Source organism: Novosphingobium sp. fls2-241-R2A-195 (assembly GCF_030209485.1).
Taxonomy (GTDB): Bacteria; Pseudomonadota; Alphaproteobacteria; order Sphingomonadales; family Sphingomonadaceae; genus Novosphingobium; species Novosphingobium resinovorum.
On record NZ_JARVRY010000002.1, the window covers coordinates 152,947 to 175,944 of the forward strand.

23 protein-coding genes, 1 tRNA gene and 1 pseudogene are annotated in these 22,998 nt (G+C 65.4%); 7 read left to right on the top strand and 18 right to left on the bottom strand.

Annotation, left to right across the window (positions count from 1 at the left end; translation table 11 throughout):
• Nucleotides 1-126 precede the first annotated feature (126 nt).
• The 3 genes from tenA to QRN25_RS01505 all read left to right on the top strand — a co-directional run bounded on the left by tenA (nucleotide 127) and on the right by QRN25_RS01505 (nucleotide 2,349).
• Nucleotides 127-789, top strand: coding sequence for a thiaminase II (tenA, locus tag QRN25_RS01495; RefSeq protein WP_285017048.1), 663 nt, complete (start codon nucleotides 127-129; stop codon nucleotides 787-789).
• Nucleotides 790-1,034: 245 nt separating this feature from the next.
• Nucleotides 1,035-1,796 (top strand): competence/damage-inducible protein A, encoded by a 762-nt coding sequence (locus QRN25_RS01500; RefSeq protein ID WP_036523583.1) that lies wholly within the window; start codon nucleotides 1,035-1,037, stop codon nucleotides 1,794-1,796.
• Nucleotides 1,786-2,349, top strand: a complete 564-nt coding sequence (locus QRN25_RS01505; RefSeq protein WP_285017052.1) for a hypothetical protein — start codon at nucleotides 1,786-1,788, stop codon at nucleotides 2,347-2,349. The genes QRN25_RS01500 and QRN25_RS01505 overlap by 11 nt, the downstream gene beginning before the upstream one ends.
• A gap of 104 nt (nucleotides 2,350-2,453) precedes the next feature.
• Here QRN25_RS01505 and QRN25_RS01510 read toward each other — a convergent pair whose 3' ends face one another.
• The 8 genes from QRN25_RS01510 to QRN25_RS01545 all read right to left on the bottom strand — a co-directional run bounded on the left by QRN25_RS01510 (nucleotide 2,454) and on the right by QRN25_RS01545 (nucleotide 8,681).
• Entirely contained in the window at nucleotides 2,454-3,302 is an 849-nt protein-coding gene (locus QRN25_RS01510; RefSeq protein ID WP_285017054.1) for a TauD/TfdA dioxygenase family protein, read from the bottom strand.
• A gap of 153 nt (nucleotides 3,303-3,455) precedes the next feature.
• The gene (rplA, locus tag QRN25_RS01515) at nucleotides 3,456-4,154 is read right to left on the bottom strand and encodes a 50S ribosomal protein L1 (RefSeq protein ID WP_008830815.1); all 699 of its coding nucleotides are present in this window, start codon (nucleotides 4,152-4,154) and stop codon (nucleotides 3,456-3,458) included.
• A 4-nt stretch (nucleotides 4,155-4,158) separates the two neighbouring features.
• The gene (gene rplK, locus QRN25_RS01520) at nucleotides 4,159-4,590 is read right to left on the bottom strand and encodes a 50S ribosomal protein L11 (protein ID WP_008830816.1); all 432 of its coding nucleotides are present in this window, start codon (nucleotides 4,588-4,590) and stop codon (nucleotides 4,159-4,161) included.
• Nucleotides 4,591-4,759: 169 nt separating this feature from the next.
• Nucleotides 4,760-5,815, bottom strand: a complete 1,056-nt coding sequence (locus QRN25_RS01525; protein WP_285017057.1) for an acyltransferase family protein — start codon at nucleotides 5,813-5,815, stop codon at nucleotides 4,760-4,762.
• Nucleotides 5,816-5,928: 113 nt separating this feature from the next.
• Nucleotides 5,929-6,465, bottom strand: coding sequence for a transcription termination/antitermination protein NusG (gene nusG, locus QRN25_RS01530; protein ID WP_285017059.1), 537 nt, complete (start codon nucleotides 6,463-6,465; stop codon nucleotides 5,929-5,931).
• Nucleotides 6,466-6,493: 28 nt separating this feature from the next.
• Nucleotides 6,494-6,688 (bottom strand): preprotein translocase subunit SecE, encoded by a 195-nt coding sequence (gene secE / locus QRN25_RS01535; RefSeq protein WP_008830820.1) that lies wholly within the window; start codon nucleotides 6,686-6,688, stop codon nucleotides 6,494-6,496.
• Between the two features lie 133 nt (nucleotides 6,689-6,821).
• The gene (locus QRN25_RS01540) at nucleotides 6,822-8,357 is read right to left on the bottom strand and encodes a hypothetical protein (RefSeq protein ID WP_008830821.1); all 1,536 of its coding nucleotides are present in this window, start codon (nucleotides 8,355-8,357) and stop codon (nucleotides 6,822-6,824) included.
• Nucleotides 8,358-8,605: 248 nt separating this feature from the next.
• Nucleotides 8,606-8,681: transfer RNA gene (locus QRN25_RS01545), tRNA-Trp, on the bottom strand.
• Nucleotides 8,682-8,794: 113 nt separating this feature from the next.
• Between QRN25_RS01545 and aat the strand changes: the two genes are divergently transcribed.
• Nucleotides 8,795-9,604 carry a leucyl/phenylalanyl-tRNA--protein transferase gene (aat, locus tag QRN25_RS01550; protein ID WP_202902822.1) on the top strand — a complete coding sequence of 270 codons (810 nt, stop codon included), beginning with the start codon at nucleotides 8,795-8,797 and terminating at the stop codon, nucleotides 9,602-9,604.
• A 35-nt stretch (nucleotides 9,605-9,639) separates the two neighbouring features.
• On the opposite strand, the pseudogene QRN25_RS26335 reads toward aat, so the two are convergent.
• The 5 genes and pseudogenes from QRN25_RS26335 to QRN25_RS01575 form a co-directional block, all read right to left on the bottom strand.
• Nucleotides 9,640-9,939, bottom strand: a pseudogene (locus QRN25_RS26335) (DUF2155 domain-containing protein); the annotation flags it as partial.
• A gap of 124 nt (nucleotides 9,940-10,063) precedes the next feature.
• Complete coding sequence (locus tag QRN25_RS01560) at nucleotides 10,064-10,471, bottom strand: NADH:ubiquinone oxidoreductase subunit NDUFA12 (protein WP_008830824.1); 408 nt, start codon at nucleotides 10,469-10,471, stop codon at nucleotides 10,064-10,066.
• A gap of 60 nt (nucleotides 10,472-10,531) precedes the next feature.
• Nucleotides 10,532-11,278, bottom strand: a complete 747-nt coding sequence (locus tag QRN25_RS01565; protein WP_036523568.1) for an SDR family oxidoreductase — start codon at nucleotides 11,276-11,278, stop codon at nucleotides 10,532-10,534.
• Nucleotides 11,279-11,557: 279 nt separating this feature from the next.
• On the bottom strand, nucleotides 11,558-12,049 hold the full coding sequence (locus QRN25_RS01570) for a DUF192 domain-containing protein (protein ID WP_036523565.1): 492 nt from the start codon (nucleotides 12,047-12,049) through the stop codon (nucleotides 11,558-11,560).
• Nucleotides 12,050-12,625: a regulatory protein RecX gene (locus tag QRN25_RS01575; protein ID WP_008830827.1), complete on the bottom strand. Its 576-nt coding sequence runs from the start codon at nucleotides 12,623-12,625 to the stop codon at nucleotides 12,050-12,052. It abuts the gene before it with no gap.
• Nucleotides 12,626-12,775: 150 nt separating this feature from the next.
• On the opposite strand from QRN25_RS01575, the gene QRN25_RS01580 reads away from it, so the two are divergent.
• Entirely contained in the window at nucleotides 12,776-14,536 is a 1,761-nt protein-coding gene (locus tag QRN25_RS01580) for a fatty acyl-AMP ligase (RefSeq protein ID WP_008830828.1), read from the top strand.
• A gap of 53 nt (nucleotides 14,537-14,589) precedes the next feature.
• Here QRN25_RS01580 and QRN25_RS01585 read toward each other — a convergent pair whose 3' ends face one another.
• The 5 genes from QRN25_RS01585 to QRN25_RS01605 form a co-directional block, all read right to left on the bottom strand.
• Nucleotides 14,590-15,843, bottom strand: coding sequence for an MFS transporter (locus tag QRN25_RS01585; RefSeq protein ID WP_285017065.1), 1,254 nt, complete (start codon nucleotides 15,841-15,843; stop codon nucleotides 14,590-14,592).
• Nucleotides 15,844-16,068: 225 nt separating this feature from the next.
• A complete protein-coding gene (locus QRN25_RS01590; protein ID WP_285017067.1) occupies nucleotides 16,069-16,509 on the bottom strand; it encodes a DUF2721 domain-containing protein in 441 nt (146 codons plus the stop codon).
• 18 nt (nucleotides 16,510-16,527) lie between these two features.
• Nucleotides 16,528-17,364: a class I mannose-6-phosphate isomerase gene (locus QRN25_RS01595; protein WP_285017068.1), complete on the bottom strand. Its 837-nt coding sequence runs from the start codon at nucleotides 17,362-17,364 to the stop codon at nucleotides 16,528-16,530.
• A gap of 10 nt (nucleotides 17,365-17,374) precedes the next feature.
• A complete protein-coding gene (locus QRN25_RS01600) occupies nucleotides 17,375-18,421 on the bottom strand; it encodes a mannose-1-phosphate guanylyltransferase (protein WP_285017070.1) in 1,047 nt (348 codons plus the stop codon).
• A gap of 91 nt (nucleotides 18,422-18,512) precedes the next feature.
• Complete coding sequence (locus QRN25_RS01605) at nucleotides 18,513-19,238, bottom strand: TonB family protein (protein ID WP_285017072.1); 726 nt, start codon at nucleotides 19,236-19,238, stop codon at nucleotides 18,513-18,515.
• A 118-nt stretch (nucleotides 19,239-19,356) separates the two neighbouring features.
• On the opposite strand from QRN25_RS01605, the gene QRN25_RS01610 reads away from it, so the two are divergent.
• Together QRN25_RS01610 and QRN25_RS01615 are read left to right on the top strand one after the other, a co-directional pair.
• Nucleotides 19,357-20,076 (top strand): dienelactone hydrolase family protein, encoded by a 720-nt coding sequence (locus QRN25_RS01610; RefSeq protein WP_285017074.1) that lies wholly within the window; start codon nucleotides 19,357-19,359, stop codon nucleotides 20,074-20,076.
• A gap of 338 nt (nucleotides 20,077-20,414) precedes the next feature.
• On the top strand, nucleotides 20,415-22,967 hold the full coding sequence (locus QRN25_RS01615; RefSeq protein ID WP_271184672.1) for a TonB-dependent receptor: 2,553 nt from the start codon (nucleotides 20,415-20,417) through the stop codon (nucleotides 22,965-22,967).
• Nucleotides 22,968-22,998: the final 31 nt, after the last annotated feature.

Consider the following 22,998-nt stretch of genomic DNA (forward strand, 5'->3'; position numbering starts at 1 on the left):
CGTTCCGCGCCGCGAGGCATGGTCCCCCGGCACTTTCGTCATTGCGATCGCAGCGACGAATATGGTCATTCGCAATTGATCCTGCTTTAAGCGCGCCCGACTTTCGCATCCGAGGGAACTTCGCGCATGAGCTTTTGCCAAACGGTCTGGGAAGAGGTCGCACCGCTGCGCCGGGCGATCCTCGATCACCCCTTCCTGAACGAACTGGCCGCCGGAACGCTCGCGCCCGAAAGTTTCCGGCATTACATCGTGCAGGACAGTCTCTACCTCGCCGAGTATTCCCGCGCTCTCGCGCTCGCCGCGGCGCGTGCACCGACCGCGAGCGGCCGCCTCGAATTCTCCGACGGAGCCAAAGTCGCCGTGCAGGTCGAGGAAGCGTTGCACCAGGCATTCTTCGCCCAGTTCGGCGTCACCGCCGAGATCGCGGCGGCCAGCGAGCCGACGCCCGCATGCCTCGGCTACACCAGCTACCTGTCCGCACTGGCCGCGACGCGGAGCTACGAGGAACTGATCGCGGGCATCCTCCCGTGCTTCTGGGTCTACTGGGAGGTCGGCTGCGACGTGAAGCCGCGCGCCGCCTCGCCCAATCCCTATGCCGCCTGGATCGACACGTACGCCGCGCCCGCGTTCGGCGAAGCGACCGACCGCGTCCGCGCCCTGGTCGATGAAGCCGCGCAAAACGCCACGGCGTCAACGCGCGCGGCCATGGTCACCGCCTTCCGCAATGCAACGCGCTTCGAATGGATGTTCTGGGATTCCGCCTATCATCGCGCAACCTGGCCGATCTGACGCTCAGCCGCAGAAAGCCCTGGTTTCCCACGATACACGCTTCAAGTTGCATTCCTTGCAACTTTGCTCAATCTTTTCGCATTTGCAGCAAAGCGCGATTCCGAACATAAGGAACTCGCCTTTCAGGCATCCTCTCCCAAAACTTCTACAGGGCTGGCCTTCGGACCGGCCCTTTCTTTTTGCGCCCGCGAGCAGATTTGCGAGCCCCCTAGCCCCGCGCGCCCATTTGCCCTAGCGATACCGCCATGGCTTCCCAGCAGCGAATCTTCACCGCCGCCCTCGTCGTCATCGGCGACGAAATCCTCTCGGGCCGCACGCACGACAAGAACATCGCCCAGGTCGCCACCTGGCTGCAGATCCAGGGTATCCGCCTGAAGGAAGTGCGCGTCGTCGCCGACGAGACGCCGTCCATCGTCGAGGCGGTGAACACCCTGCGCGCGCGCAACGACTACTGCTTCACCACCGGCGGCATCGGCCCCACGCATGACGACATCACCGTGGACGCCATCGCCGAGGCGCTGGGCGTGCCGGTCATCGTCCATCCCGAAGCCCGCGCGATCCTGGAAGAATACTACACAACGCGCGGCGGCCTGACCGAGGCACGCCTACGCATGGCGCGCACGCCGGACGGTGCCAGCTTGATCCCCAATCGCTACACCGGCGCGCCGGGCATCCGCTGCGGCAACGTGTTCATCATGGCCGGCGTGCCCAGCATCACCGCAGGCATGCTCGACGCACTTTCCGGCCAGCTTGAGGGCGGCGCGCCGTTGCTGTCCGAGACAGTCGGGTGCTGGGTGGGCGAAAGCGAAGTGGCCGAACTGCTGCGCGAAACCGAAAAGACGTTCGAGACCTGCCAGATCGGCTCCTACCCGTTCTGGGGCGAAGGGCGCACCGGCGCGAATTTCGTGATCCGTTCGGTCAGCGCCGAGGATCTCGCCGCCTGCACCCGCGCGCTCGTCGAAGGACTGGCGGCGATGGGCCGCCCGGCGGTGCCCGGTGGCATTTGAGCTTGCGGCGCCTGCTGCGATCATGGCCGTGATGGCTTCCGCGACTTCGCCTGCGATGCCCGCCGCCACGCTGGAACAGTTCGAGACGGTCCTGCGCCGCCACGACAGCGCAACTCTGGCGCTGGAGGAGTGGTGCGGCATGCGCGGCGTCACCGATCCGCGGATCACCGCGCAGACGCTGGCCACCGGCGGCGAGGCTCCCCCCGCAGCGATGCGCGAGCATCTCCGGCTTGCGGACGGCGAGACGTTCGCCTTGCGCAATGTGCGCCTGAGCTGCGGCGGCACGGTGCTTTCGGTCGCGTGGAACTGGTACGTCCCGGCACGGCTGACGCCCGCGATGAACGAGGCTCTGCGCGTGACGAATACGCCGTTCGGCAAAGTCGTCGCCCCGCTCGGGTTCAAACGGCGTCCGCTCGCGACGGTGGCGGGACCGGCGGAGAATTGCCCGGCGGACACGATCTCGACGCATCAGGCAATGCTGGTCCTGCCCGACGGACGCCCGCTGGCTTACCTTGTCGAGTGCTACACGGCGGCCAACCTCACGACTCGTTAAACTCTTCCACGTCATTGCGAGCGAAGCGAAGCAATCCAGGGCTGCACTACGCCGCCCTGGATTGCTTCGCTTCGCTCGCAATGACGAACCGCTCCAAAGCACGGTTACGCCGCGACCGCCTCGGTCCCGGCGATCGAGGTGCGGTGCATCATGCGCCCGGTCGATTTGTCGTAGGGGATCGCCCGGTGCATCGCGCCGGTGTTATCCCAGATCACGAAGTCGCCCTTGGTCCACTTGTGGCGCAGCGAGAACGCGGGCTGCGCCGCCCATTCCTGCAGGCGGATCAGCATCGCGCGGCCCGCCGGGACTTCCATGCCGACGATGTGGTCCGCCGTGGTGCCGATGACCATCGACTTGCGCCCCGACTCGTGCGTCCACACCAGCGGATGCTCCTTGATCAGGCCAATGCCGAGCACCTTCTCGCGGTGCTTTTCCGGGATGGCATCGGCGATCGGCGAGAGGCTGGCGCGCACAGAATGCACCGCCTTCAGGCCCTCGAGCGCCTGTTTCTCCTCTTCGGGAAGGCCCTCGTAGGCGGCATAAGTGCTGGCGAACTCGGTCTCGCCGCCCTTGTCGGGCGCGATGCGGCAGGACAGCAGCGTCGCGAAGGGCGGCGGCATGTCCACCGTGATGCCGTCCATGTGCCAGAAGAAAGTGCCCAGCACGTATTCGGGCTGCGGGTTGATCTTCTCGTCGAGCGTGACCTGGTAGACGTCCTGGTCGTTGTTCTGCACGTTGTTGCGCGCCGTCAGGCGGATCTTCTCGCCCATCGCCTCGGTGATGGCGAGCTGCTCCTGGTCGGTGAGGTTCGCCTGCGGGAACACCACAACGGTGCGCTCCTCTACCTTGGCGCGAATCGCTGCGGCAGCCTCGGGCGTGAACAAGTCGGCGCGGTCGTCCCAGATCACGCGCGAACCGATGAATTCCTTGATGTCTTCGAAACGGATAGCCATCTGGCCGTCTCTCCCGGCGTTATGCTGAACATGTGTACAGCACGCCATTACACCCGATCGCGGCGAGCGTAAACGCCGCAGATATCGCACAAACGAAAAGGGCCGGGAGGTTTCCCTCCCGGCCCTTCAAGTCCGTTTACGTCAGCGCTGAAATCAGGCGCCGGCGATCTCGGTGGTGTCGATCTTGAGGCCCGGGCCCATCGAGGACGAGAGCGAGATCTTGCGGACGTACTTGCCCTTGGCGCCCGAGGGCTTCGCCTTGACGATGGCGTCCACGAAAGCCGAGAAGTTGGTCTTCAGGTCGGCGTCCGAGAACGACATCTTGCCGATGCCGGCGTGGATGATGCCCTGCTTCTCGACGCGGAACTCGATCTGGCCGCCCTTGGCGTCCTTCACGGCCTGCGTCACGTTCGGGGTGACGGTGCCCAGCTTCGGGTTTGGCATCAGGCCCTTGGGGCCCAGCAGCTTGCCGAGACGGCCGACGACGCCCATCATGTCCGGGGTGGCGATGACGCGGTCGTAGTCGAGGTTGCCGGCCTGCATGTCTTCCATGAGGTCTTCGGCGCCAACCTTGTCGGCACCGGCGGCGAGAGCCTCGGCAGCCTTGTCACCCTTGGCGAACACGGCGACGCGAACGGTCTTGCCGGTGCCGGCGGGCAGCGAAACCATGCCGCGGACCATCTGGTCGGCGTGGCGGGGATCGACGCCCAGGTTCATCGCGACTTCGATGGTCTCGTCGAACTTGGTGGCCTTGACGTCACGCAGGGTCTGCAGCGCTTCGTCAACGCCGTAGAGCTTCATGTTGTCGCCGAGCTTGGCTGCGAGAGCCTTCTGGTTCTTGGTCTGCTTCATGGGCTCAGCCCTCCACCACTTCGAGGCCCATCGCGCGAGCGGAACCTTCGATGATCTTCGTTGCGGCCTCGATGTCGTTGGCATTGAGGTCGGCCATCTTGACCTGGGCGATCTCGGACAGCTTCGAACGCGCGATCTTACCGGCGGAAATCTTGCCCGGCTCCTTCGAGCCCGACTTCAGACCGGCGGCCTTCTTGATGAGGAAGGTGGCAGGCGGCGTCTTCGTGACGAAGGTGAAGCTGCGGTCGGCGTAGACGGTGATGATGGTCGGGATCGGCATGCCGTTCTCGAGTTCCTGCGTGGCGGCGTTGAACGCCTTGCAGAATTCCATGATGTTCACGCCGCGCTGACCCAGAGCCGGACCGATCGGCGGCGACGGGTTGGCCTTGCCTGCAGGAACCTGCAGCTTGATGTAACCGGTAATCTTCTTGGCCATGGGGCCGCTCCTTTTCACACTGTCGCCCCGGTTTCCCGAGGCTCATGTCTAGCGGTTTTGGCGGGGCGCCGTGTGATCAGCACCCCTCCCGCAGGGAATCGGGCACGGCAAGGCCATGTCCGAAGGGGGCGCCCCTATAGGAAAAGCGCAGGAAAGGAAAGAGCCCGTTTCAGGCCGTGGCCACCGCGTTCGCCGCTAAATGCCGACGCCCCCACGCAGCGCGGATCATGCGACCGGCGGGCATCTCGAAGAAACGATAGATAGCCGCGCTGGCCGCCAGAACGATCGCCACGTAACCCAGCGTTCCGGCAGACGCCAGCCAGACGTTCTGCTGCTCGTTCAAGTCCGGCCGGAAGCAAAGCAGGATCGGGTAATGGACGAGATAGATCGTATAACTGCGGTCCCCCAGCCAGACCATCGCCCGGCTCCCCAGCGCAGGGATACGGAGCGCGAGAGCCAGGACGCAAGGCCATGCCAGCAGGCACAACGGCGGCAGCGGGCTCCATGCCGCGCCCATGTCGATCGCAAGACCGAGGGCAAGGACGACGACGAGAAACGGTGTCCATATCGACTGCAACTGCTCCCTGCAGCGCCACAACATCTGCCCCAGGAAAAACCCCAGCAGTCCGCGTGGGAGACAGTCGGCGGCCCAGGGACCACCTTCGCGCCCGCCGAGCACGACGATGTAGCCCAGCGCCAGCACCACTGTCGCCACCGTGATGCGCCTTAGCACCCGATCGCCACGCGCCGCCGCGACGGCGAAGATGGCGTAGCAGAAAACCTCTACCGACAGCGACCAACTCGGACCGTCGAACGTATGGCCGACAGGCGCGACGAAGGCCTGCATCATGAACAGGTGCGCCATGAAGGCTATCGCGGTGTTGGCCGGCTCCGACGCGAACAGCGCCGCCGTCACGAGCAGCAAGAGCAAATGCAACGGATATAGGCGCGCGAACCGGGCCATGGCGAAGTCGGGAAGCGCCGACTGCTCCAGCCCTGCACGGCCACCAGTGCGCCCGAGATAGACCTGGGCAAAGACATAGCCCGAGATCAGGAAGAACAGGTCCACCAGGGTCCAGCCCCAGGTGCGCAGCCAAAGAAGGACGGCGAGCGCATGTCCAATCGCATGCGCGTTGAACTCGAGCAGCGGGTGGTAGAAGAACGCGACGCCGCACGCAGCGATGCCGCGCAGCCCGTCCAGCGATCTAAGGCGCCCCCTGTCCATCCGAACCGATTAGCCCAGAACCGGTTAATTCGCGGTTTCCTGAAACGCAAAACGCCCCGCACTGAGGCGGGGCGTTTCTTGTCGTGCGCCTTGTCGCTCGGGGCGACGGCAGATTACTTGCTGAGTTCAACGTGCTCGAATTCCAGCTCCACCGGGGTGGCGCGGCCGAAGATCGAGACCGCCACCTTGACGCGGCTCTTCTCGAAGTCGAGTTCCTCGACGATGCCGTTGAAGCTCGCGAAGGGGCCATCGAGCACCTTGACCGAATCGCCGATCTCGTAATCGATCGAGACGGTCTTGCGCGGCGCGGCGGCGGCGGCTTCGGCGGCGCCGAAGTAGCGCGAGGCCTCGCTCTCGCTGATCGCCTGCGGCTTGCCGTTAGCGCCCAGGAAGCCGGTGACCTTCGGGGTGTTCTTGATGAGGTGGTAGACGTCGTCGTTCAGCGTCAGCTTGGCGAGGACGTAGCCGGGCATCGTCTTGCGCTCGGTCTGGACCTTCTTGCCGCGCTTCACCTCGGTGACGGTTTCCGAAGGAACCTGCACGTCCTCGACGAGCTGCGACAGACCGATGCGCTCGGCCTCGGTGATGATGGCTTCCTTAACCTTGCTCTCGAAGCCGGAGTAGGCGTGGATGATGTACCAGCGGGCCATGTGTTCTCTCAGTCCTGTATTCTGGCGATCAAAGGGCGTTCAGCAGAGCGCTGACGACCCAGCCGAACAGCGCGTCGATGCCCAGGAAGAACACCGCCAGCAGCACCGTCATCAGGCCGACGAAGATCGCGGTCGTGACCGTCTCCTGGCGCGAAGGCCAGTGGATCTTGCGCGTTTCCGCCTGAACCTGGCGCATGAATTCGCCGGGGGTGATCTTGGCCATCTTAACGTCGCTCTCTTAGCTATGCCGCTTTGGTCACGGAAAATTCTGCGATTCTTCCGCCTAGGGGCCATCGCCACCCCGGCCGAGGCCGGGAGGGGCTGATGAAGTCCGCCTGTCGGGAGGAAACGGGGATTTAGCTTCCACTGTCCGGATTTGCAAGGTCCACCGAGTCCGGCAGGCGTGCAAGGAACGAGTTGGGCGTCGCGAAGACGATCCGCGCCCCGTCCGGGATCGCCACCGGCGCCTTCGTGCCGATGTACCAGAGGTAGTCGGCATGGCGCGCGGGCTTGAACTTGCGCAAGTCGATCCGCTGGCTGTCGCTGTAGAGAATACGCTGGGTCGGGTCGTTGAAACGGTAGCGCGTCTCTCGCATGGAAAGCATGTGGACGTCGGGCAGCGCGAAGTTGGAATTCTCCATCGAACTGCGGCGAACCACGGCGTAACTGCCGAAGTGCTCGAACGGGCCGAAGAACCACTGGCGGCGCGGAATCGCGATCGCCGTCGCCACGCGCGAGCCTTCGGGAACGTAATCGAGCGCGGTGACGAGCTGGCGCGCGGTCTGCGCATCCTCGTACCAGACCACCGTGGTGACGGCGATGCGCGCGGTGAACAGCAGGCCCGCCAGCGCGAGGCCCCAGCGCGGCACCGGCCAGTCGATCGCGAGGCACGCGACCAGCAGCGCGGCGGTGCTCAGGCGATAGTCGGCATAGTCGCCGCCGAAGATCTGGCGCGGCACCACCAGCGTCAGGATCAGCAGGATCAGCGCCGCCCAGCCGACGCGTCCGTCGAAGCGGCGGATCGCCAGCGCCGCCACGATCACCGCCACCACCACGCACAGGCTGGCGATGTCGAAGGTCATGTCGTAGCTGCGCATCGCGCGGTAGAGGATCTGCCACTTGTATTCGAGCACGCCGAAGCGCCCGTAGGACACCTTGGAGTTCGAACCCACGCCCAGCAGCATCGGCAGCAGCGGGAAGATCAGCGGCCAGGGCCTGAGGAACGGCCGCCAGTCCCGCCAGCTTGCACGCTTCGACCATTCATAGCCGAAGATCAGCACGCCCATCACGCCCCAGCCCGAGACGTGGCACAGCCACACCACGAAGCTGGCCGGGATCATCACCGCCCAGCGCCAGCGCCAGTTCTCCAGCCGCACCCAGCCCGCCAGCACGAACAGCGCGAAGGCGATCGACAGCGAATAGTTGAGGAAGCCCATCAGGAACGAGGGTGACCAGATCATCGCGAAGGCCAGGATCGCGCCAACACCGATGCGCTTCCTGAGGCTCCATTCCACCGCCATGATCGCCATGCCGGTAAGGAACGGAATGGCCGCGACGATGAAGCGGCCCGCAGCTTCCAGCCCCATGATCTTCGTCAGCGGCACCATCAGCAGTTCGGCGCCGAGGTTGCCGGTCCATTCCCACTTGAACAGGAAATAGCGCGTCAGGAACGGGTCGTGCCCGTGATCGAGCATGACCTTGAACCCGGCCAGGTGCGAAGGATAGTCGGTCATCTGCGGCGCCCAGGCGACGATCGCGGGGAGCATCGCCAGCAGCGACAGGACGATGCCCATCCACAAGGCTTCGTGGCGCGTGCGCTTGTAAGTGTCGGTGCCGGAGTTGGAGGTGGCCGCTTCGGCCTCCACGGCGTCAGGATGCGCGCTGGCGTGCATGTACGACTGTGTCTTCCCGCTAGTAGCCCGAATCGGCGAACGGGCTCTCGTAAAGCAACTTGGCCCGCAATTGAACGTCGTGACCCGACGATGGTGCTTCGACAAGCTCAGCATGAGCGGAATGAAGAAGCCGTCTTCCCGTTTCCGCTCATGCTGAGCTTGTCGAAGCACCCGCGTGCAGGGCACACTTCGGCGCCCCGCATCCGGATCTCCCCGAAGGGAAGATTATCGCGATCTTGGGAAGATGCTGGCAGGAGTGGAGGGACTCGAACCCACGGCCCTCGGTTTTGGAGACCGATGCTCTACCAACTGAGCTACACTCCTGCGGGCTCGGGGGCCTCTAATGAAGGACTTGCGCGATGGCAAGCGGCGATTGTGGACCGGCGGACCGAATATGTCGATTCGCGCTCGTTATCCCCATCTGCTAGGACGGTTTCGTGCACGCGCCCCGCTCAAATCCGATCATCGAGCCTGAACTCCTGATGCTCGCCTATCGCAGCGGGATATTTCCCATGTCCGACGCGCGCGACGATCCGGAGATCTTCTGGATCGAACCGCGCCTGCGCGCGACGCTGCCGCTCGATGGGCTTCGCGTATCCTCCTCCCTCGCCCGCACGCTCAAGCGCGGGCGGTTCGAGGTGACCTGCAACCGCGCCTTCTCGCAAGTCATGGACGAATGCGCAGCGCCGAGACAGGCGCGCGACGGGGATGCCAATGATGACGGGGGAGATAGCTGGATCAGCCACCGCATCCAGGCCAGCTACGAGAACCTGCATTTCCTCGGCCACGCGCATTCGATCGAGGTCTGGCGCGAGGGCGAACTGGTCGGCGGGCTCTACGGCGTCGGCTTCGACCGGGTGTTCTGCGGCGAATCGATGTTCTCGCGCGTCAGCGATTCGTCGAAGGTCGCGCTGTGCTGGCTGGTGGCGGCGCTGCGACGGGGCGGCATCACCCTGCTCGACTGCCAGTTCATGACCTCTCACCTCGCCTCGCTGGGCGCGGTGGAGATGCCGCAGAAGACATATCTGGCGCTGCTGCAGGCAGCCCAGTCGGGCTATTGCTCGACAGCGGGTTCCTCGACCGGCTCGGGATCGGCCGCCGTCGGAGAAGCGCTCGGCGACGCGGCAGGGGCCGGAGTGCTCTCACTACCCGAAGCGTTCGAGGCCCTGCTCGGCGACGCGTCGTCCTGCGGACTGGCTTCTTCGCCCGGGAAGCTCATCGCGCAGCTCTTGACCCAGACGTCGTAGACCGGGTGCTCGACCACGTTGGCACCGGGGTTGTTCTTGAACAGCCAGCCGGAGAACACCTTGTTCCAGGCCAGCTTTTCCTCGGTGGTGCGGCGCTGTTCGACGAAGACCTGGACGAAGGCGCCCTCTTCCTGCGGCTTTTCCCAGGGAAGCGTCTTCTCGCAGGTGGCGACCTTCACGACGAGATTGCCGAGGCGGCGCGATTCGCCCGGCTTCATCACCAGGTCCTGCGTCAGGTTGTTGCGCTTGTTGAGGACGCCCAGCGTGACCACGCGGTCCTTGTTGGGCGTGCCGATCTGCTGGCCTTTCGCGGCCTGTGCAGGGCCGGCCTGCATTCCGGCGATGGCATCCGGGACGCTGGTGTCCTGCGCCTCGGGCGCAGGCTCACCACCGCAGGCCGTCAGGACCGACAGCAACGAGAGTGCCGTCAAAGCCCTCCAGCGAATCACGCGTGAGCCCTCAGGCTTCCGGCGACCAGGCTTCGTAGTCGCCGGTGGCGGCAGCGCGGCGGCCGCCACGCTCCAGCGCGCCCTGCGGGCGATACGCGGTCGCGGTGCCGGTGGCGTTGGGGGTGTAGTCCACTTCCCAGATGCGCGGCGCGGGCAGATGGCTTTCGGGCACGCCATCGTACGAGTGGTGCAGCCAGCCGTGCCATTCGGCGGGGACGTTGCTGGCGTCGTTGGCGCCGGCGTAGATCACCCAGCGGCGATCCCAGCCCTCGGTGGTCTTTACCTTCGCGTTCTTGGAACGATAGTACTTGTTCCCCTGCGCGTCGGTGCCGACATGCTCGCCATTGCGCGAGCTCCAGAGCGAGGTGCCGATGGTGGCGCCGTCCCACCAGGTGAAGATCTTGGACAGGATTCCCATGAGCCGCGCACTAGCCCCGAAGCGCCCCCCAACGCAAGCGCGAAGAGGGACCTTCGGGTGCTACAAATGCATCCCGCCGCTCGCCTCGATCACCTGACCCGTCACCCATGCGCCATCGGGCCCGCACAGGAAGCCGATCACCCGCGCGACGTCGCCCGGCTGCCCCACCCGCCCGAGCGCCGCGACCGAGGCGAGATAGTCCACCGTCGCCGGATCGTTGAACAGTGCGGGCGCGAAATCCGTGATCGTCGCGCCCGGCGCCACCGCATTGACGGTGATCCCCCGCGCGCCCAGTTCCTGCGCCAGCGAGCGGGTGAAATGCTCCACTGCCGCCTTGCTCATGGCATAGGCGAGGCACGATGCATAAGCGGCGCGCGCCACCATGGACGAAAGGTTCACGATCCGCCCACCGTCCCGCAGCCGGGACAGCGCCGCCTGCGTGACGAAGAACGGCCCCTTGGCGTTCACCCGCATCATCGCGTCGTAGAGCGCCTCGTCGGTCTCGGCGATCGTCGCCATCTCGCCGATTCCCGCGTTGTTGACGAGGATGTCGAGGCCGTCCGCCTCTTTATCGAAGGCCGCGAACATCGCCGCGATGGCCTCGGCCGAGCCGACGTCGGCCTGCAGGGCGAAGGCGTCGCCCCCGGCATCGCGGATCGCCGAGACGACCTCTTCGGCAGCGGCCGCATTGTTGTTGTAGTTGATGCAGACCCGGGCGCCGTCCGCCGCGAGCCTCAGCGCCACCTCCCGGCCGATCCCGCGCGAACCGCCGGTCACCAGCGCCGTCTTTCCCGTCAGCGAACCCATCCGTCTCTCCCGTGTCTTTCGGGAGGCAAGCTAAGGCAGACGGGGCGCGGGAGGCACCTCGCCTATTGGGCAGCACCCTGCTGCGGGGGTTTCGACAGGCTCAGCCTGAGCGGATTTGAAACGCCAGTCTTAAAAGGCTGCTGTTCAAAGGTCGTTACACCAAACCCGCTCACCCTGAGCTTGTCGAAGGGTCACGCGCAGCCTCGCCGCGAAGAGGGCGGATCACTGCCAGCGGTCCCGGAGCAAGTCCGGGATGACGCCCGCTTACCAGCTGACCCTTTACCAGCTGACCTTGTCGCCCGCCTTGATGCCGAGCTGCGCCGCGCGGCCGCCGTTCAGTTCCAGCACGCCCGCAGCGATGCCATCCGAAGGCAGCGGCGTCTCATCATAAGGCACCGCGTTCGCCGCGATGTTGAGGATGCGGTGGTCAGTGCCGATGAAGATGATGTCGAGCGGGATCACCGTGTTGCGCATCCAGAAAGCGGAGCGGCGCGGCGGCTTGTTGGGAAAGATCATGCCCTCGTCCGCGCCCATTTCGGAGCGGAACATCAGCCCGTGCTCCTGCTCCTTGAACGTCGAGGCGACCTCCACCCGGAACGCGTGGGTGCCGTTCGCCGACTTCACCTTGAGGTCCTTGACCGGCAGGCCCGAAATCGGATGCACCGCAGCTTGTGCCTGTGATGCCTTCGCCGTGGCCTCCTGCCCCCCTTGCGAGCACGCGGCGAAGGCCAGCAGCAGCGAAACGGCAAGCGTGGAGCGGGTAAGGCGCATTCAATAGTCTCCGAATTCCGACTCGCACCATTCCTCGAGCGCGTCGGCGTCCTCGCTCTCGACGATCCGGCGCGCGATGTCGAGCGGGTGCCCGGCGCGCAGCATCGCGGCGAGTTGCCGATCTTGCACCTTGGGGTCTTCCGCAACCTGAACGGCGAAAGGACCGAACCGGCGCCGCCGCGCAAGCACCAGCGCCGCGCGGCGCTGCTCGGCAATGCCGGGCCGCGCCTCGGCGCGCAGGGTTTCGTCCACGCCTGCCTGCCCCAGCGCCTCGCCCACCCGGCGCGCGCCGTAGCCACGCCGCAACAGGCTGCCCGCCTTCATCCGCGCCCACGAGGCATCGTCGACGTAGCCCTTCTGTGCATAACGCTCGACCAGCGCCTCAACATCGGGCGCCCTTCCTTCCGACTGGGCCTCTTCCGACCAGCCCCGCTCCCTCAGCTTGCGCTGCAGATAACCGCGCAACTTGGCTTGCGTCGTGGCGAAACGCGCGACATAGGCCAGCGCCAGTTCCTCCAGACGGGATGGGTCGAGTGGGTGTGGTCCACGCTGTGGATTGCGACGCTTGTCCGACATGCTGCCCTATTCGTGCCACAGTCGGCTTGGATTGGGGAGAGTGCGTGAGACCGTACTGGGACGCAACACAGCTACCTCCGGTTCAGATTGGACCGGATAGAAGCGCCGGTCTCGCGAGAGTAACGGTATAACTACAACGGGTTAGATCATATGGCCGACACCATCGAACTGGTGCCGAATACGGGGCAGGCACTTATCCCCACCCCCAACGAGGATGCGCTGCCGCGCATTTTCGCCGATTTCGCCACCTTCGGCGACGCCCTGGACTATGCCGCCACAGGCAAACGCGGGTTCAATTTCCACGATCCGCGCGGCACGCTCACGCGCGTCTACCCCTTCTCGGAGCTGCGTGAAGACGCGCTCAAGGTCGCTTATGCGCTGATCGCACGCGGCGTGAAGAAGGACGATCGCATCGCCCTCATCGCCGAAACCGGCGTGGACTTCGCGGCGCTGTTCTGCGGCGCGGTCTACGCGGGCGCCTGGCCGGTGCCGCTGCCGCTGCCCACCAGCTTCGGCGGCAAGGACAACTACATCGACCAGCTGGCCGTGCAGCTCTCCAGCTCCGACCCGATCCTGCTGATCGGTCCGGACGAGATCGCCACGATGACCGCCGCTGCGGCCGAGCGTCAGGGCTGTGCCCATGCCACCTGGGCCGATTTCGCTGCGAAAGATGCGCCCGAAGTCGCGCTGCCCAAGGCCGATCCGGACGATATCTGCTACCTGCAGTATTCGTCGGGCTCCACCCGCTTCCCGCACGGCGTCGCGGTGACTCACCGCTCGCTGTTGTCGAACCTTGCCAGCCACGCGCACGGCATGCAGTTCCAGGACAGCGACCGCTGCATCTCGTGGCTGCCGTGGTATCACGACATGGGCCTCGTCGGCTGCTTCCTGTCGCTGATCGCCAACCAGGTCTCGGCCGATTACCTCAAGACCGAGGATTTCGCGCGTCGCCCGCTGGCATGGCTGGACCTCATCACCCGCAACAAGGGCACTTCGGCGTCCTATTCGCCGACGTTCGGCTACGACATCTGCGCCCGTCGCATCTCCAGCCAGAGCCCGGTCAGCGATCGCTTCGACCTGTCGCGCTGGCGCATCGCCGGTAACGGCGCGGACATGATCCGCCCGGACGTGATGCAGAGCTTCGTCAACGCCTTCGCCGATGCTGGCTTCAAGGCATCCGCGTTCCTGCCCAGCTACGGCCTGGCCGAAGCGACGCTGGCGGTCACCGTCATGCCGCCGGGCGAAGGCATCCGCGTCGAACTGGTCGAGGAGGAGCGCCTCTCGGGCGCGCCGCGCGATCTCAACCGCCCGGCCCGCTACCGCGCCATCGTCAACTGCGGCAAGGCCGTGCGCGACATGGAAGTGGTGATCCGCGGCGAAAACGGCGACACGCTGGGCGACCACAAGATCGGCAAGGTCTGGTGCCGCGGCACGTCGGTGATGCATTCCTACTTCCGCGACCCCGAGGCGACCGCCGCGTGCCTCGTCGACGGATGGCTGGACACCGGCGACATGGGCTACATGACGGACGGTTACCTGTTCATCGTCGGCCGCGCCAAGGACATGATCATCATCAACGGCAAGAACCACTGGCCGCAGGACATCGAGTGGGCCGTGGAGCAGCTTCCCGGCTTCAACCACGGCGACATCGCGGCGTTCTCTGTGGAGACGGACAACGGCGAGGAAGCCCCCGCCGTGCTCGTCCACTGCCGCGTCTCCGATCCGGTCAAACGCCTCGAACTGCGCGACCTGATCCGTGACAAGGTGCGCTCGATCACCGGCATGAACTGCGTGGTCGAACTGGTGCCGCCCAAGAGCCTGCCGCGCACCAGCTCGGGCAAGCTCAGCCGCGCAAAGGCCAAGAAGCTGTACCTTTCGGGCGAGATCGAGCCGTTCAAGCTGGCGGCCTGATCGTTCCGGTACAATGAAACAGAAAGCGGGGCGTCGGAAGGCGCCCCGCTTTTTTATTGTCTGCGTTCCGGGGAGGACTCAGCGTCTGCCTGATCCCATTTCGGCATCGGCGGCAGCGCCAGCAGCAGCGCGCCGCCCAGTACGCAGCCGACCGCACCCGCCCAGAGGAACGGCTCGTACCCGCCCGAGGTATCGTAGACCTTCCCCGCGATCCACGGGCCAAGCCCGGAAGCCAGCGCCACCAGCGCCGACATGACGCCGTAGATCATCCCGAAATTGCGCATCCCCGCATATCCGGCGGTCAGGAACGCGGTGATCTGCGTCTTGGAGCCCGCCGCATAGCCGTTGATCACGAGCGCCGCGATCAGCGCGGGCATCGAATCGAGGAAGCGGATCAGCACCACGAACGTCACCGCCGTCACCCCCATCGTCAGGCTGCCGGTCCAGTTCGGCCGGAACCGGTCGAGCAGCGCCCCGGTCACCAGCTTGCCGACGATGCCCGCTATGCCGCCCAGCGACAGCAACCAAGCTGCCTCGCTGCGCGCTACGCCCGCTTCGGTGAGGATCGGGAAAAGGTGGATGCCCAGCCCGATGGTCATCGCCATCACCACGAAGGACGACACCGCCACCTGAAGCAAGGCCCGGCTTCGCAGTGCCTCACGCTTGTGCAGGCCCGGCAGCACGGCGCGTGCGGCCCCATCCGCTTTCGGCCGCCGATCGTGGGCATCGCGCAGGAACAGCCAGCATACCAGCAGCGTCACCCCGCCCCAGCCGAGCCCGAACCACACATAGGCGGCGCGCCAGCCGAAACTCTCGATCAGGAAGTTGCCGAGCGGCGGCACCAGCGTCTGCGCGATAGCCGGGCCAGTCACGGCAAGGCCGAGCGCAAGGCCCCTGCCCTTGTCGAACGTGCCTGCTACCGCCGTCGTCCAGATCGTCGACTTGATGGAGGTCAGGATCAGCCCGAAGGCGATCCACATCACCACCCACTGCAGCTTCGATCCGCTGGCGAAGGCGAACATGCAAGTGCCCGCCATCGTCACGACTACCCCCGGCAGTCCCAGCCGCCGCGAGCCGAAGCGGTCGATCAGCGCACCGTAGAACGGCGACAGGAGCGCCGTCACTGCGGTCGCGATCGCCGGTCCCATCGACAGCGTCGCCCGGTCCCATCCGAAAGCCCGTTCCAGCGGCTCGATGAACAGCCCGGTCGCCGAGATCAGCACCGAGAAGAACGAGAACCCCGCCATTGCCGCGACGACCACCGGCCAGCCGCGCTTCCATTCCTGTAGTGCCCTGCCGTCGCCCATGATTGTCTCTCCCGCCGGAGAGACTAGGGCAAAGCGCGTGAACTCCAATCGCGGCGGCGATGGCGTTTCAGAGTCTGTTTGGAAAATGCCCAAGAGGGCATTTTCTTAGCGGCACCGGCCCACGCCCCCACCCGGCCTCCCATCAAGTATACTTCCGTGGGAGGCCGGGTGGGGGCGTGGGCCGGTGCCACGAAATTCGCCTGCGGCGAATTTCCAAACGGATTCTCAGATGTGGCGATGAAGTTCCAGATAGTCGCTGGGGATGCGCAGTGCGTCGGCCGCCACCTGCGTTTCGCGCAGGAACAGGACGAGCGCGAACAGCAGCAGCACGATCGCGGCAAGGAACGTCACCGCCGCCGCCGCATGCCAGTCCATTCCGCCAAGCCCGGAAAGGAACAGCACGGCCACCGTCACGCCGATCGCCAGCGCCGAGAGCACCATGTAGCGCACCGCATGGGTAATCAGCGTCATGCGCCGGTTCACCAGCCGCAACTCGCTGACCACCATGTCGTGCTCCATCCCCTGCGTGGTGCCGTGCCGCTCCTGCAGGATGCGCGCGCGATCGACCACGCGCCCGAGCCGCGTCGAGAGGATGTTGAGGATATTGCCGATGGCCACGAGCACGAAAACCGGCGTCAGTGCCAACTGGATGGTCTGGACGATCATGCCCCCCTTCATGCACCGTCAGGACGCGATTTTACAGGGTCTCGTCAGCAGGCAAACGCCGTTTTCCGCAAATCGCACGTCGGCGAGGCCCATCGCGAGCGCACAGCTGCCGGGCGCGATGGACTCTCCCGCGACTTCGACCGCGCCCTCGCGCGGGATCACCAGCAGTGCATCGGGATAGCGCATTGCGATCTCCTGCGACGGCACGCCCGCGACCTGGTCCAGCACGAAGAGCGGGCCATCGACCAGCACCTGCGAACCGTCCAGCGGCACGTGCTTGAACCATTGCTCACGCGAGTACGGCTCGCCGTGCGATACCGCCATCCCGTCCTCCAGATGCAGCTCGCGCGGGCGGCCGTAGTCGTAGAGGCGATAGGTAATGTCGCTGTTCTGCTGCACCTCGATCAGGCTGACGCCCGCGCCGATGGCATGGACGGTATTGGCCGGGATGTAGAAGAAATCGCCCGGCACGACCTCGTGCCAGGTCATCAGGTGTTCGATCGACCCGTCGAGCGCGGCGGCGCGCATCGCGTCCTCGCCGATCTCCCGGTCGAAGCCGATGCCCAGCTTGCCGCCCGGCTCGGCAGCGACGATCAGCCAGCATTCCTCCTTGCCCTGCCGCCCGATGCCCTTGGCCAGCGTCTGCGCGTCGGAAGGGTGGACCTGCACCGACAGCGCCTCGCTGGCGAAGATGTACTTGACCAGAAGCTCGGGCAGAGCGGCGGGCGGCTCGAACCAGATTTCGCCGATGCGCTGGCCCTCGGGCGCCTCGAACGGCGCAGGCAGGACGTCCAGGCCCCAGGGCTTCTCGACCTGTCGGATCGGCAGCGAGGAGGAAGCGCGGGCGTCGGTCATCGGCGAATACTCACTGATTTCTGGCGCCGGAAAGATTGCCCACCTTCTGCACGCCGGCGACGGTGGTGATCATGATGTCGTCGCCATCGACGACGACGATCACGTCCTCCAGCCCGATCACCGAGACTCGCGGACCGTCGCTGTCGACCAGCACGCCCCGGCAGTCGACCATCTCGACCGTGCCCGAACCGCGCACCGAATTGCCGTGCTCATCGGTCTCAAGCGCCTCGTGCAGCGCCTGCCAGTTGCCGATGTCGGACCAGTCCATGTCGGCGGGCACCATCGCCGCGCGAGTGGTGTTCTCCATCACCGCGTAGTCGACCGAGACACTGGGCACCTCGGCGAAGGTTGCCGCGTCGGGATGGAAGCGCTGGCCGTCTTCGGTGCCCTTCGCCACCGCCTCGGCGACGCTGGCGGCGACGTCGGGCCGGTGCGTCGCGAGTTCGACGAGGAAGTCCTTGACCCGGAACGCGAAGATGCCGCCGTTCCAGGCGTAGATACCCTCGGCGAGAAACGCCTTGGCGCGTTCCAGATCCGGCTTCTCGACGAACTGCGCGGTACGAAAACCGCCGTGCTCGGGGATCGCATCGCCGCGCTTGAGGTAGCCGAAGCCGGTCTCGGGCCGCGTCGCCTCTATGCCGAAGGACACCAGCCACCCCTGCTGCGCCAGCTTCGCGGCGGCGGCCGCAGCGACGGCGAAAGCCTCGGTATTGCCGATGTGGTGGTCGCTCGGACACACGAGCATCACCGCATCTTCGGGCAGGCGGCAGGCGGCGAGTGCGATGGCGGCGGCGGTATTGCGCGCCGAGGGCTCGACGATCACCTGCGCCCCCTCGACCGTGCCGAGCTGCGCCTCGACATGGGCGAGATGCTTGTGGCCGGTTACCACGACCGGCGGCGCGAAGCCCCCGGAACCGTGGCAGCGGGCCAGCGCCGCTTCGAACAGGGTGCTGTCGCCGACCAGCGGCAGAAACGGCTTGGGCATCGCGGCCCGGCTGCGCGGCCACAGCCGCGTGCCGCTACCGCCGCAGAGAATTACAGGAACAAGGATCGACATAGAGGAAGCTTCGCTCGTCAACTGACGGATACCGGTGTGACGGTCATAGCCACCGATTGCTGCAATGCAACGTTACAGGCTGTGTAATGCGTCAATAAAACCAGCGCTGTCGCCAACGATAGGTCGCTTCTACTGTTTTTCCAGTAGTATCCCTGGCCGGACGGAAGCGGAAACGGCGCGTCGCCAGATCGCAAGTCACGCGGTCGGCCTCCGGGTCCGGGCTCGGCTGCACGACCCGGCAAGCGACCACCCGGCCATCGGTGCCGACCCGAAGGTCGATGGTGACCGAAGCTCCCACGCGCAAGTCACGGCCTCTGCGCGCATAGTCCTTTGCTGAATTGATATTACCGGCGATCTTCACCGTGGGAAAGCTGCCACCGCCTCCACCGGCGCCCTCCCCGCCCAAGCCGGCTCCAGTACCCGAACCGATACCCGCAGCCCCCGTACCTTCGCCTGCCACGGCGGCTCCAGCCGCATCCTCAGCACCTTTTCCTGCGACGGGAGGCGCCTGCGTCGGGCGGATCACGACCGACGCGCGGGGGGCTGCGACCGGCCTCGGGTCGGCCTTGCGACCGGCCGGAGCAGCCGCACCCTCTATCTGCTGCGTGCGGCCGGGTGCGGGGGACGGACTGGCCTCGGGCCTCGGTGGCTCCGCCGAGATCGTGAAAGCCCGGGTCACCGACCGCGCGACCGTCGTTGCAAGGTCCGGAGTGAACGCCCGCACCAGCCCGGTGATGACCACGACATGGATCAGCAGGACCACCGCCGCTACCTTCCAGCGCGGCTTGCGCTCCTGCCTGTATCCGGTCCGCATCATGCCCCGCTGATCGCACGGGCGTGCAAGACGGTGCAACCTTTGACAACGCTGAGAGCCCGGATCATTCCATCTGGAGACTTAACGTTCGCAGTTTGGACTACAGAGAGGGCACAAAGGCATGGACGACAGATTTGAGCCGATCGCCTGCGACCATGATGGTGTCGCTCTTGATGGCTTCGTCGCCCGGCCATGCGGTGAAGGGCCTCATCCCGCAGTGCTGATGATCCCCGGCGCCACCGGCTCCGGCCCTGCGTTCGAAATGGCAGTCGCCGCGCTGACCGATCATGGCTACCTCGCCGTCGCCGCCAGCATGTACGGACACGGTGCGGACATCTCCACGCCGCAGTCTGCGGGTCGATATTTTGCCGAACTCATGGCCTGCCCCGAAGTGCTTCGCGACCGCGTGGTCACCTGGTTCGAAACGACTCGCACTCTGCCCGGTGTCGACCCGGAGCGCGTCGCGGCGATAGGCTATTGCTTCGGCGGCAAGTGCGTCCTCGAACTCGCCCGCAGCGGCGCACCCGTACGGGCAGTATCGAGTTTCCACGGACTGCTGCTCACCCATGCCCCGGCCGAACCCGGGATCGTTACCGCACGCATCGCCGTCTGGACAGGAGGACTCGACCCCTATGTCCCGCGCGCCGACTTCGAGGCCCTGCGCGCCGAACTCGATCACGCTGGCGCGAACTACTCCGCAACCGAGTTCGCGCAGGCCCGGCACGCCTTCACCGACCCGGATCACGACGGTATCGCCGAGGGGATAGCCTATGATGCGGCGGCACATCGAATTGCCTGGAGCGGCACTCTTGCTCTCCTGGATGTGACCCTTACGGCATGATTGGCTGAACAGGTGTTACAATCTCGCAACGATGATAGATGAATTCGCATTTTCGATATGACGTTCCCAATTGTGAACTGAATGTCTCGCAGTTATCCTTGCAAACAGGCGAGGGATTCGTAGTGTTTCCCTCAGGCAAAAAGGTCTGCCGGGCATCGGCACCAGGGAGAGAACACAGGCGCTTGGGGGGCGTCAACCGCAGGTCGGCAATGCCGGGTCTGCGCGCTTCCCCGACTTCGATTAACCGAAAATCTCCCGCGCGGACCGGCAAGAGCCGGCCGTCCCGCAGAACCGTCTGCCGATAACGAGAACAATGTTTCCGGAGGAGAGGAGAGACCATGAGTGCAAGGAATTTCAGGAGCCGGCTCACCAGCAGCGTCGCGATCCCAGCGGTCGCTTTCGCAGGGCTGACGGCGACGCCGGTAATGGCGCAGGGCATCAACCCGGACGAGATCATCGTCACCGCCCGCCGCACCGAAGAACGCCTGCAGGACGTGCCGATCTCGATCACCGTGTTCAGCGGCGACCAGATCCAGAAGCGCAACATCGCGGTCGCCTCCGACCTTGCGGTCTTCACGCCTTCGCTTTCGGTCAACACCCGCTACGGGCCTGAGAAGTCGACCTTCTCCATTCGCGGCTTCAACCAAGACGCCTCGACCGCGCCGACCGTCGGCGTGTATTTCGCCGACGTGGTGGGCGTGCGCGCGCAAGGCGGCACGGCGGGCGGCAACACGGTGGGCGCGGGCGCCTTCACCGACCTGCAGAACGTGCAGGTGCTCAAAGGCCCGCAAGGCACCCTTCAGGGCCGCAACACCACCGGCGGCGCCGTGCTGCTCGTGCCCTCCAAGCCGACCGACCTGCTCGAGGCTTCGGTCGAGGGGACCTACGGCAACTACGATCAGAAGCGCGTCCAGGCGATGTTCAACGCACCGCTGGCCGACACCTTCAAGGTCCGCGTCGCGATCGACCGCAACGAGCGCGACGGTTACATGAAGAACCAGTCGGGGGTAGGCCCGAAGGACTTCAACGACGTCAACTACTTCTACGGCCGCGTCAGCGTCGTCGCCGACCTGACGCCCAACCTCGAAAACTACACGGTGGCCCATTACAGCCGGTCGGACACCAACGGCTATGCATCGCGGCACGAGTTCTGCAACCGCAATCCCCCGCTGCCGACCGACATAAATCCGGCGACCGGCCGCCCTTACGGCGCCCCATTCTACTACACGTCGCTGGCTTCCTGCGACCAGATCGACCGTCAGGCCGCACGCGGCGACGGACCGCTCGACGTCGAGGTGGGCAATCCCAACCCGCGCATGTTCCTGCGCACCTGGCAGGTCATCAACACGACGACCTGGCAGGCCAGCGATACGATCACGATCAAGAACATCGCCAGCTACGGCGAGTATCGGGAGCAGAGCCAGTTCCAGCTCTACAGCGACAACTTCTTCGTGCCCGACACGGCTTATACGCGCGCCGCAGCGGCAGCGGGTGGGCCCGCAGTCGGTTCGCGCTTCGACAATATCCAACTGGGCACCCAGCCCGGATATGACGCGGCTTCGGAATCCACGACGACCGAGGAACTGCAGGTCCAGGGCCGCTCGACCGACGGCAAGTTCAACTTCGTGGTCGGCGGCTACCTCGAATTCAGTCGCCCGATCGGATGGAACCAGCAGCGCACCGGCATCTACGGCAACTGCGTAGACCCCGGGACGCTGGATTGCGTGGGCGGCATCCCGCTGATCCCCATCGCTCCGGGCGTCACGGTACCAGGCAACATCATCTCGGAATCGCGCACCAAGCTCGCCTTCAACAACCACGGCGTCTTCGGGCAGGCCACCTACCGGTTCACGGACCAGCTCTCCCTGACGCTCGGCGGACGCTGGACCTTCGACAAGATCGACGGCTACTCGGAAAGCAATCGCCGCACGATGGCGACGATCCCCGGCGTCGGTACGCGTGTGGTAAGCTGGGTCTGCAACGACAACCTCAACCACCCGACGGTGAGCCTGCTTGCCAACGGCGGCGACACCTCGGCCTGCGGCACGCGCATCGTCAACAAGTCCAACAAGCCCACTTGGCTCATCGATTTTGACTTCAAACCGACGCCCGACACGCTGATCTATGCCAAGTATGCACGCGGCTATCGTCAGGGCACGGTGAACTTCACCAATCCCGGCCTCGAAACCGCGAAGCCGGAGAAGGTGGACGCCTATGAAGTCGGCGCCAAGATGACCTTCCGCGGCGCCCTGCCCGGCTATTTCAACATCGCCGGTTTCTGGAACGACTTCTCCGACCAGCAAGTGTTCGGCGCGCTCATCGCCAAGCCGGACAGCGGCCTGGCAGGCGGCGCGGCGATCATCAATGCAGGCCGGTCGGTCATCAGGGGCGTGGAAGTCGATGCAGGGGTGACCCCGTTCCAGGGGCTGCGGCTCTCGGCGGGCTACACGTACCTCGACACCAAGCTCAAGGAGCTCATCACGCCTACGCTCTCGGCGGACAGCCCCTTCCTGCAGATCATCCCGCGCGGGCGGATCGGAGGTCCGCTGACCTACTCGCCCAAGCACAAGCTGACGCTCTCGGGCGACTACTCGGTTCCACTGGGCGACAACGTCGGTGAGCTGAACTTCGGGGCGGTCTTCACGTATACAGCCAAGCAGTTCGTCGATGGAAACCTGCAGATCCCCGGCTACAGTCTGCTGAACCTCAATGCTGGCATCACCGACGTGGGCGGCTCGGGCTTCGACGTGGTCGTCTTCGCGCAGAACGTGACGAACAAGCACTATCGCACCACGTCGGGCGGCGGCTACGATTCTTCGGGTATCGGCGACTTCATGTACGGCCCGCCGCGCATGTACGGGGTGCGCCTCAAGTACGCCTTCGGGCGCTGACCTTTCATAACGGGAACCCCGGTTCCTGACG

What these genes read in the sequence shown, in the direction of transcription:
- tenA (WP_285017048.1), top strand. Translation starts at nt 127, where the DNA reads ATGAGCTTTTGCCAAACGGTCTGGGAAGAGGTCGCACCGCTGCGCCGG.
- QRN25_RS01500 (WP_036523583.1), top strand. Translation starts at nt 1,035, where the DNA reads ATGGCTTCCCAGCAGCGAATCTTCACCGCCGCCCTCGTCGTCATCGGC.
- QRN25_RS01510 (WP_285017054.1), bottom strand. Translation starts at nt 3,302, where the DNA reads ATGGCTATCCGTTTCGAAGACATCAAGGAATTCATCGGTTCGCGCGTG.
- rplA (WP_008830815.1), bottom strand. Translation starts at nt 4,154, where the DNA reads ATGAAGCAGACCAAGAACCAGAAGGCTCTCGCAGCCAAGCTCGGCGAC.
- rplK (WP_008830816.1), bottom strand. Translation starts at nt 4,590, where the DNA reads ATGGCCAAGAAGATTACCGGTTACATCAAGCTGCAGGTTCCTGCAGGC.
- QRN25_RS01525 (WP_285017057.1), bottom strand. Translation starts at nt 5,815, where the DNA reads ATGGACAGGGGGCGCCTTAGATCGCTGGACGGGCTGCGCGGCATCGCT.
- nusG (WP_285017059.1), bottom strand. Translation starts at nt 6,465, where the DNA reads ATGGCCCGCTGGTACATCATCCACGCCTACTCCGGCTTCGAGAGCAAG.
- secE (WP_008830820.1), bottom strand. Translation starts at nt 6,688, where the DNA reads ATGGCCAAGATCACCCCCGGCGAATTCATGCGCCAGGTTCAGGCGGAA.
- QRN25_RS01540 (WP_008830821.1), bottom strand. Translation starts at nt 8,357, where the DNA reads ATGCACGCCAGCGCGCATCCTGACGCCGTGGAGGCCGAAGCGGCCACC.
- QRN25_RS01560 (WP_008830824.1), bottom strand. Translation starts at nt 10,471, where the DNA reads ATGGGAATCCTGTCCAAGATCTTCACCTGGTGGGACGGCGCCACCATC.
- QRN25_RS01565 (WP_036523568.1), bottom strand. Translation starts at nt 11,278, where the DNA reads ATGGGTTCGCTGACGGGAAAGACGGCGCTGGTGACCGGCGGTTCGCGC.
- QRN25_RS01570 (WP_036523565.1), bottom strand. Translation starts at nt 12,049, where the DNA reads ATGCGCCTTACCCGCTCCACGCTTGCCGTTTCGCTGCTGCTGGCCTTC.
- QRN25_RS01575 (WP_008830827.1), bottom strand. Translation starts at nt 12,625, where the DNA reads ATGTCGGACAAGCGTCGCAATCCACAGCGTGGACCACACCCACTCGAC.
- QRN25_RS01580 (WP_008830828.1), top strand. Translation starts at nt 12,776, where the DNA reads ATGGCCGACACCATCGAACTGGTGCCGAATACGGGGCAGGCACTTATC.
- QRN25_RS01585 (WP_285017065.1), bottom strand. Translation starts at nt 15,843, where the DNA reads ATGGGCGACGGCAGGGCACTACAGGAATGGAAGCGCGGCTGGCCGGTG.
- QRN25_RS01590 (WP_285017067.1), bottom strand. Translation starts at nt 16,509, where the DNA reads ATGATCGTCCAGACCATCCAGTTGGCACTGACGCCGGTTTTCGTGCTC.
- QRN25_RS01595 (WP_285017068.1), bottom strand. Translation starts at nt 17,364, where the DNA reads ATGACCGACGCCCGCGCTTCCTCCTCGCTGCCGATCCGACAGGTCGAG.
- QRN25_RS01600 (WP_285017070.1), bottom strand. Translation starts at nt 18,421, where the DNA reads ATGTCGATCCTTGTTCCTGTAATTCTCTGCGGCGGTAGCGGCACGCGG.
- QRN25_RS01605 (WP_285017072.1), bottom strand. Translation starts at nt 19,238, where the DNA reads ATGATGCGGACCGGATACAGGCAGGAGCGCAAGCCGCGCTGGAAGGTA.
- QRN25_RS01610 (WP_285017074.1), top strand. Translation starts at nt 19,357, where the DNA reads ATGGACGACAGATTTGAGCCGATCGCCTGCGACCATGATGGTGTCGCT.
- QRN25_RS01615 (WP_271184672.1), top strand. Translation starts at nt 20,415, where the DNA reads ATGAGTGCAAGGAATTTCAGGAGCCGGCTCACCAGCAGCGTCGCGATC.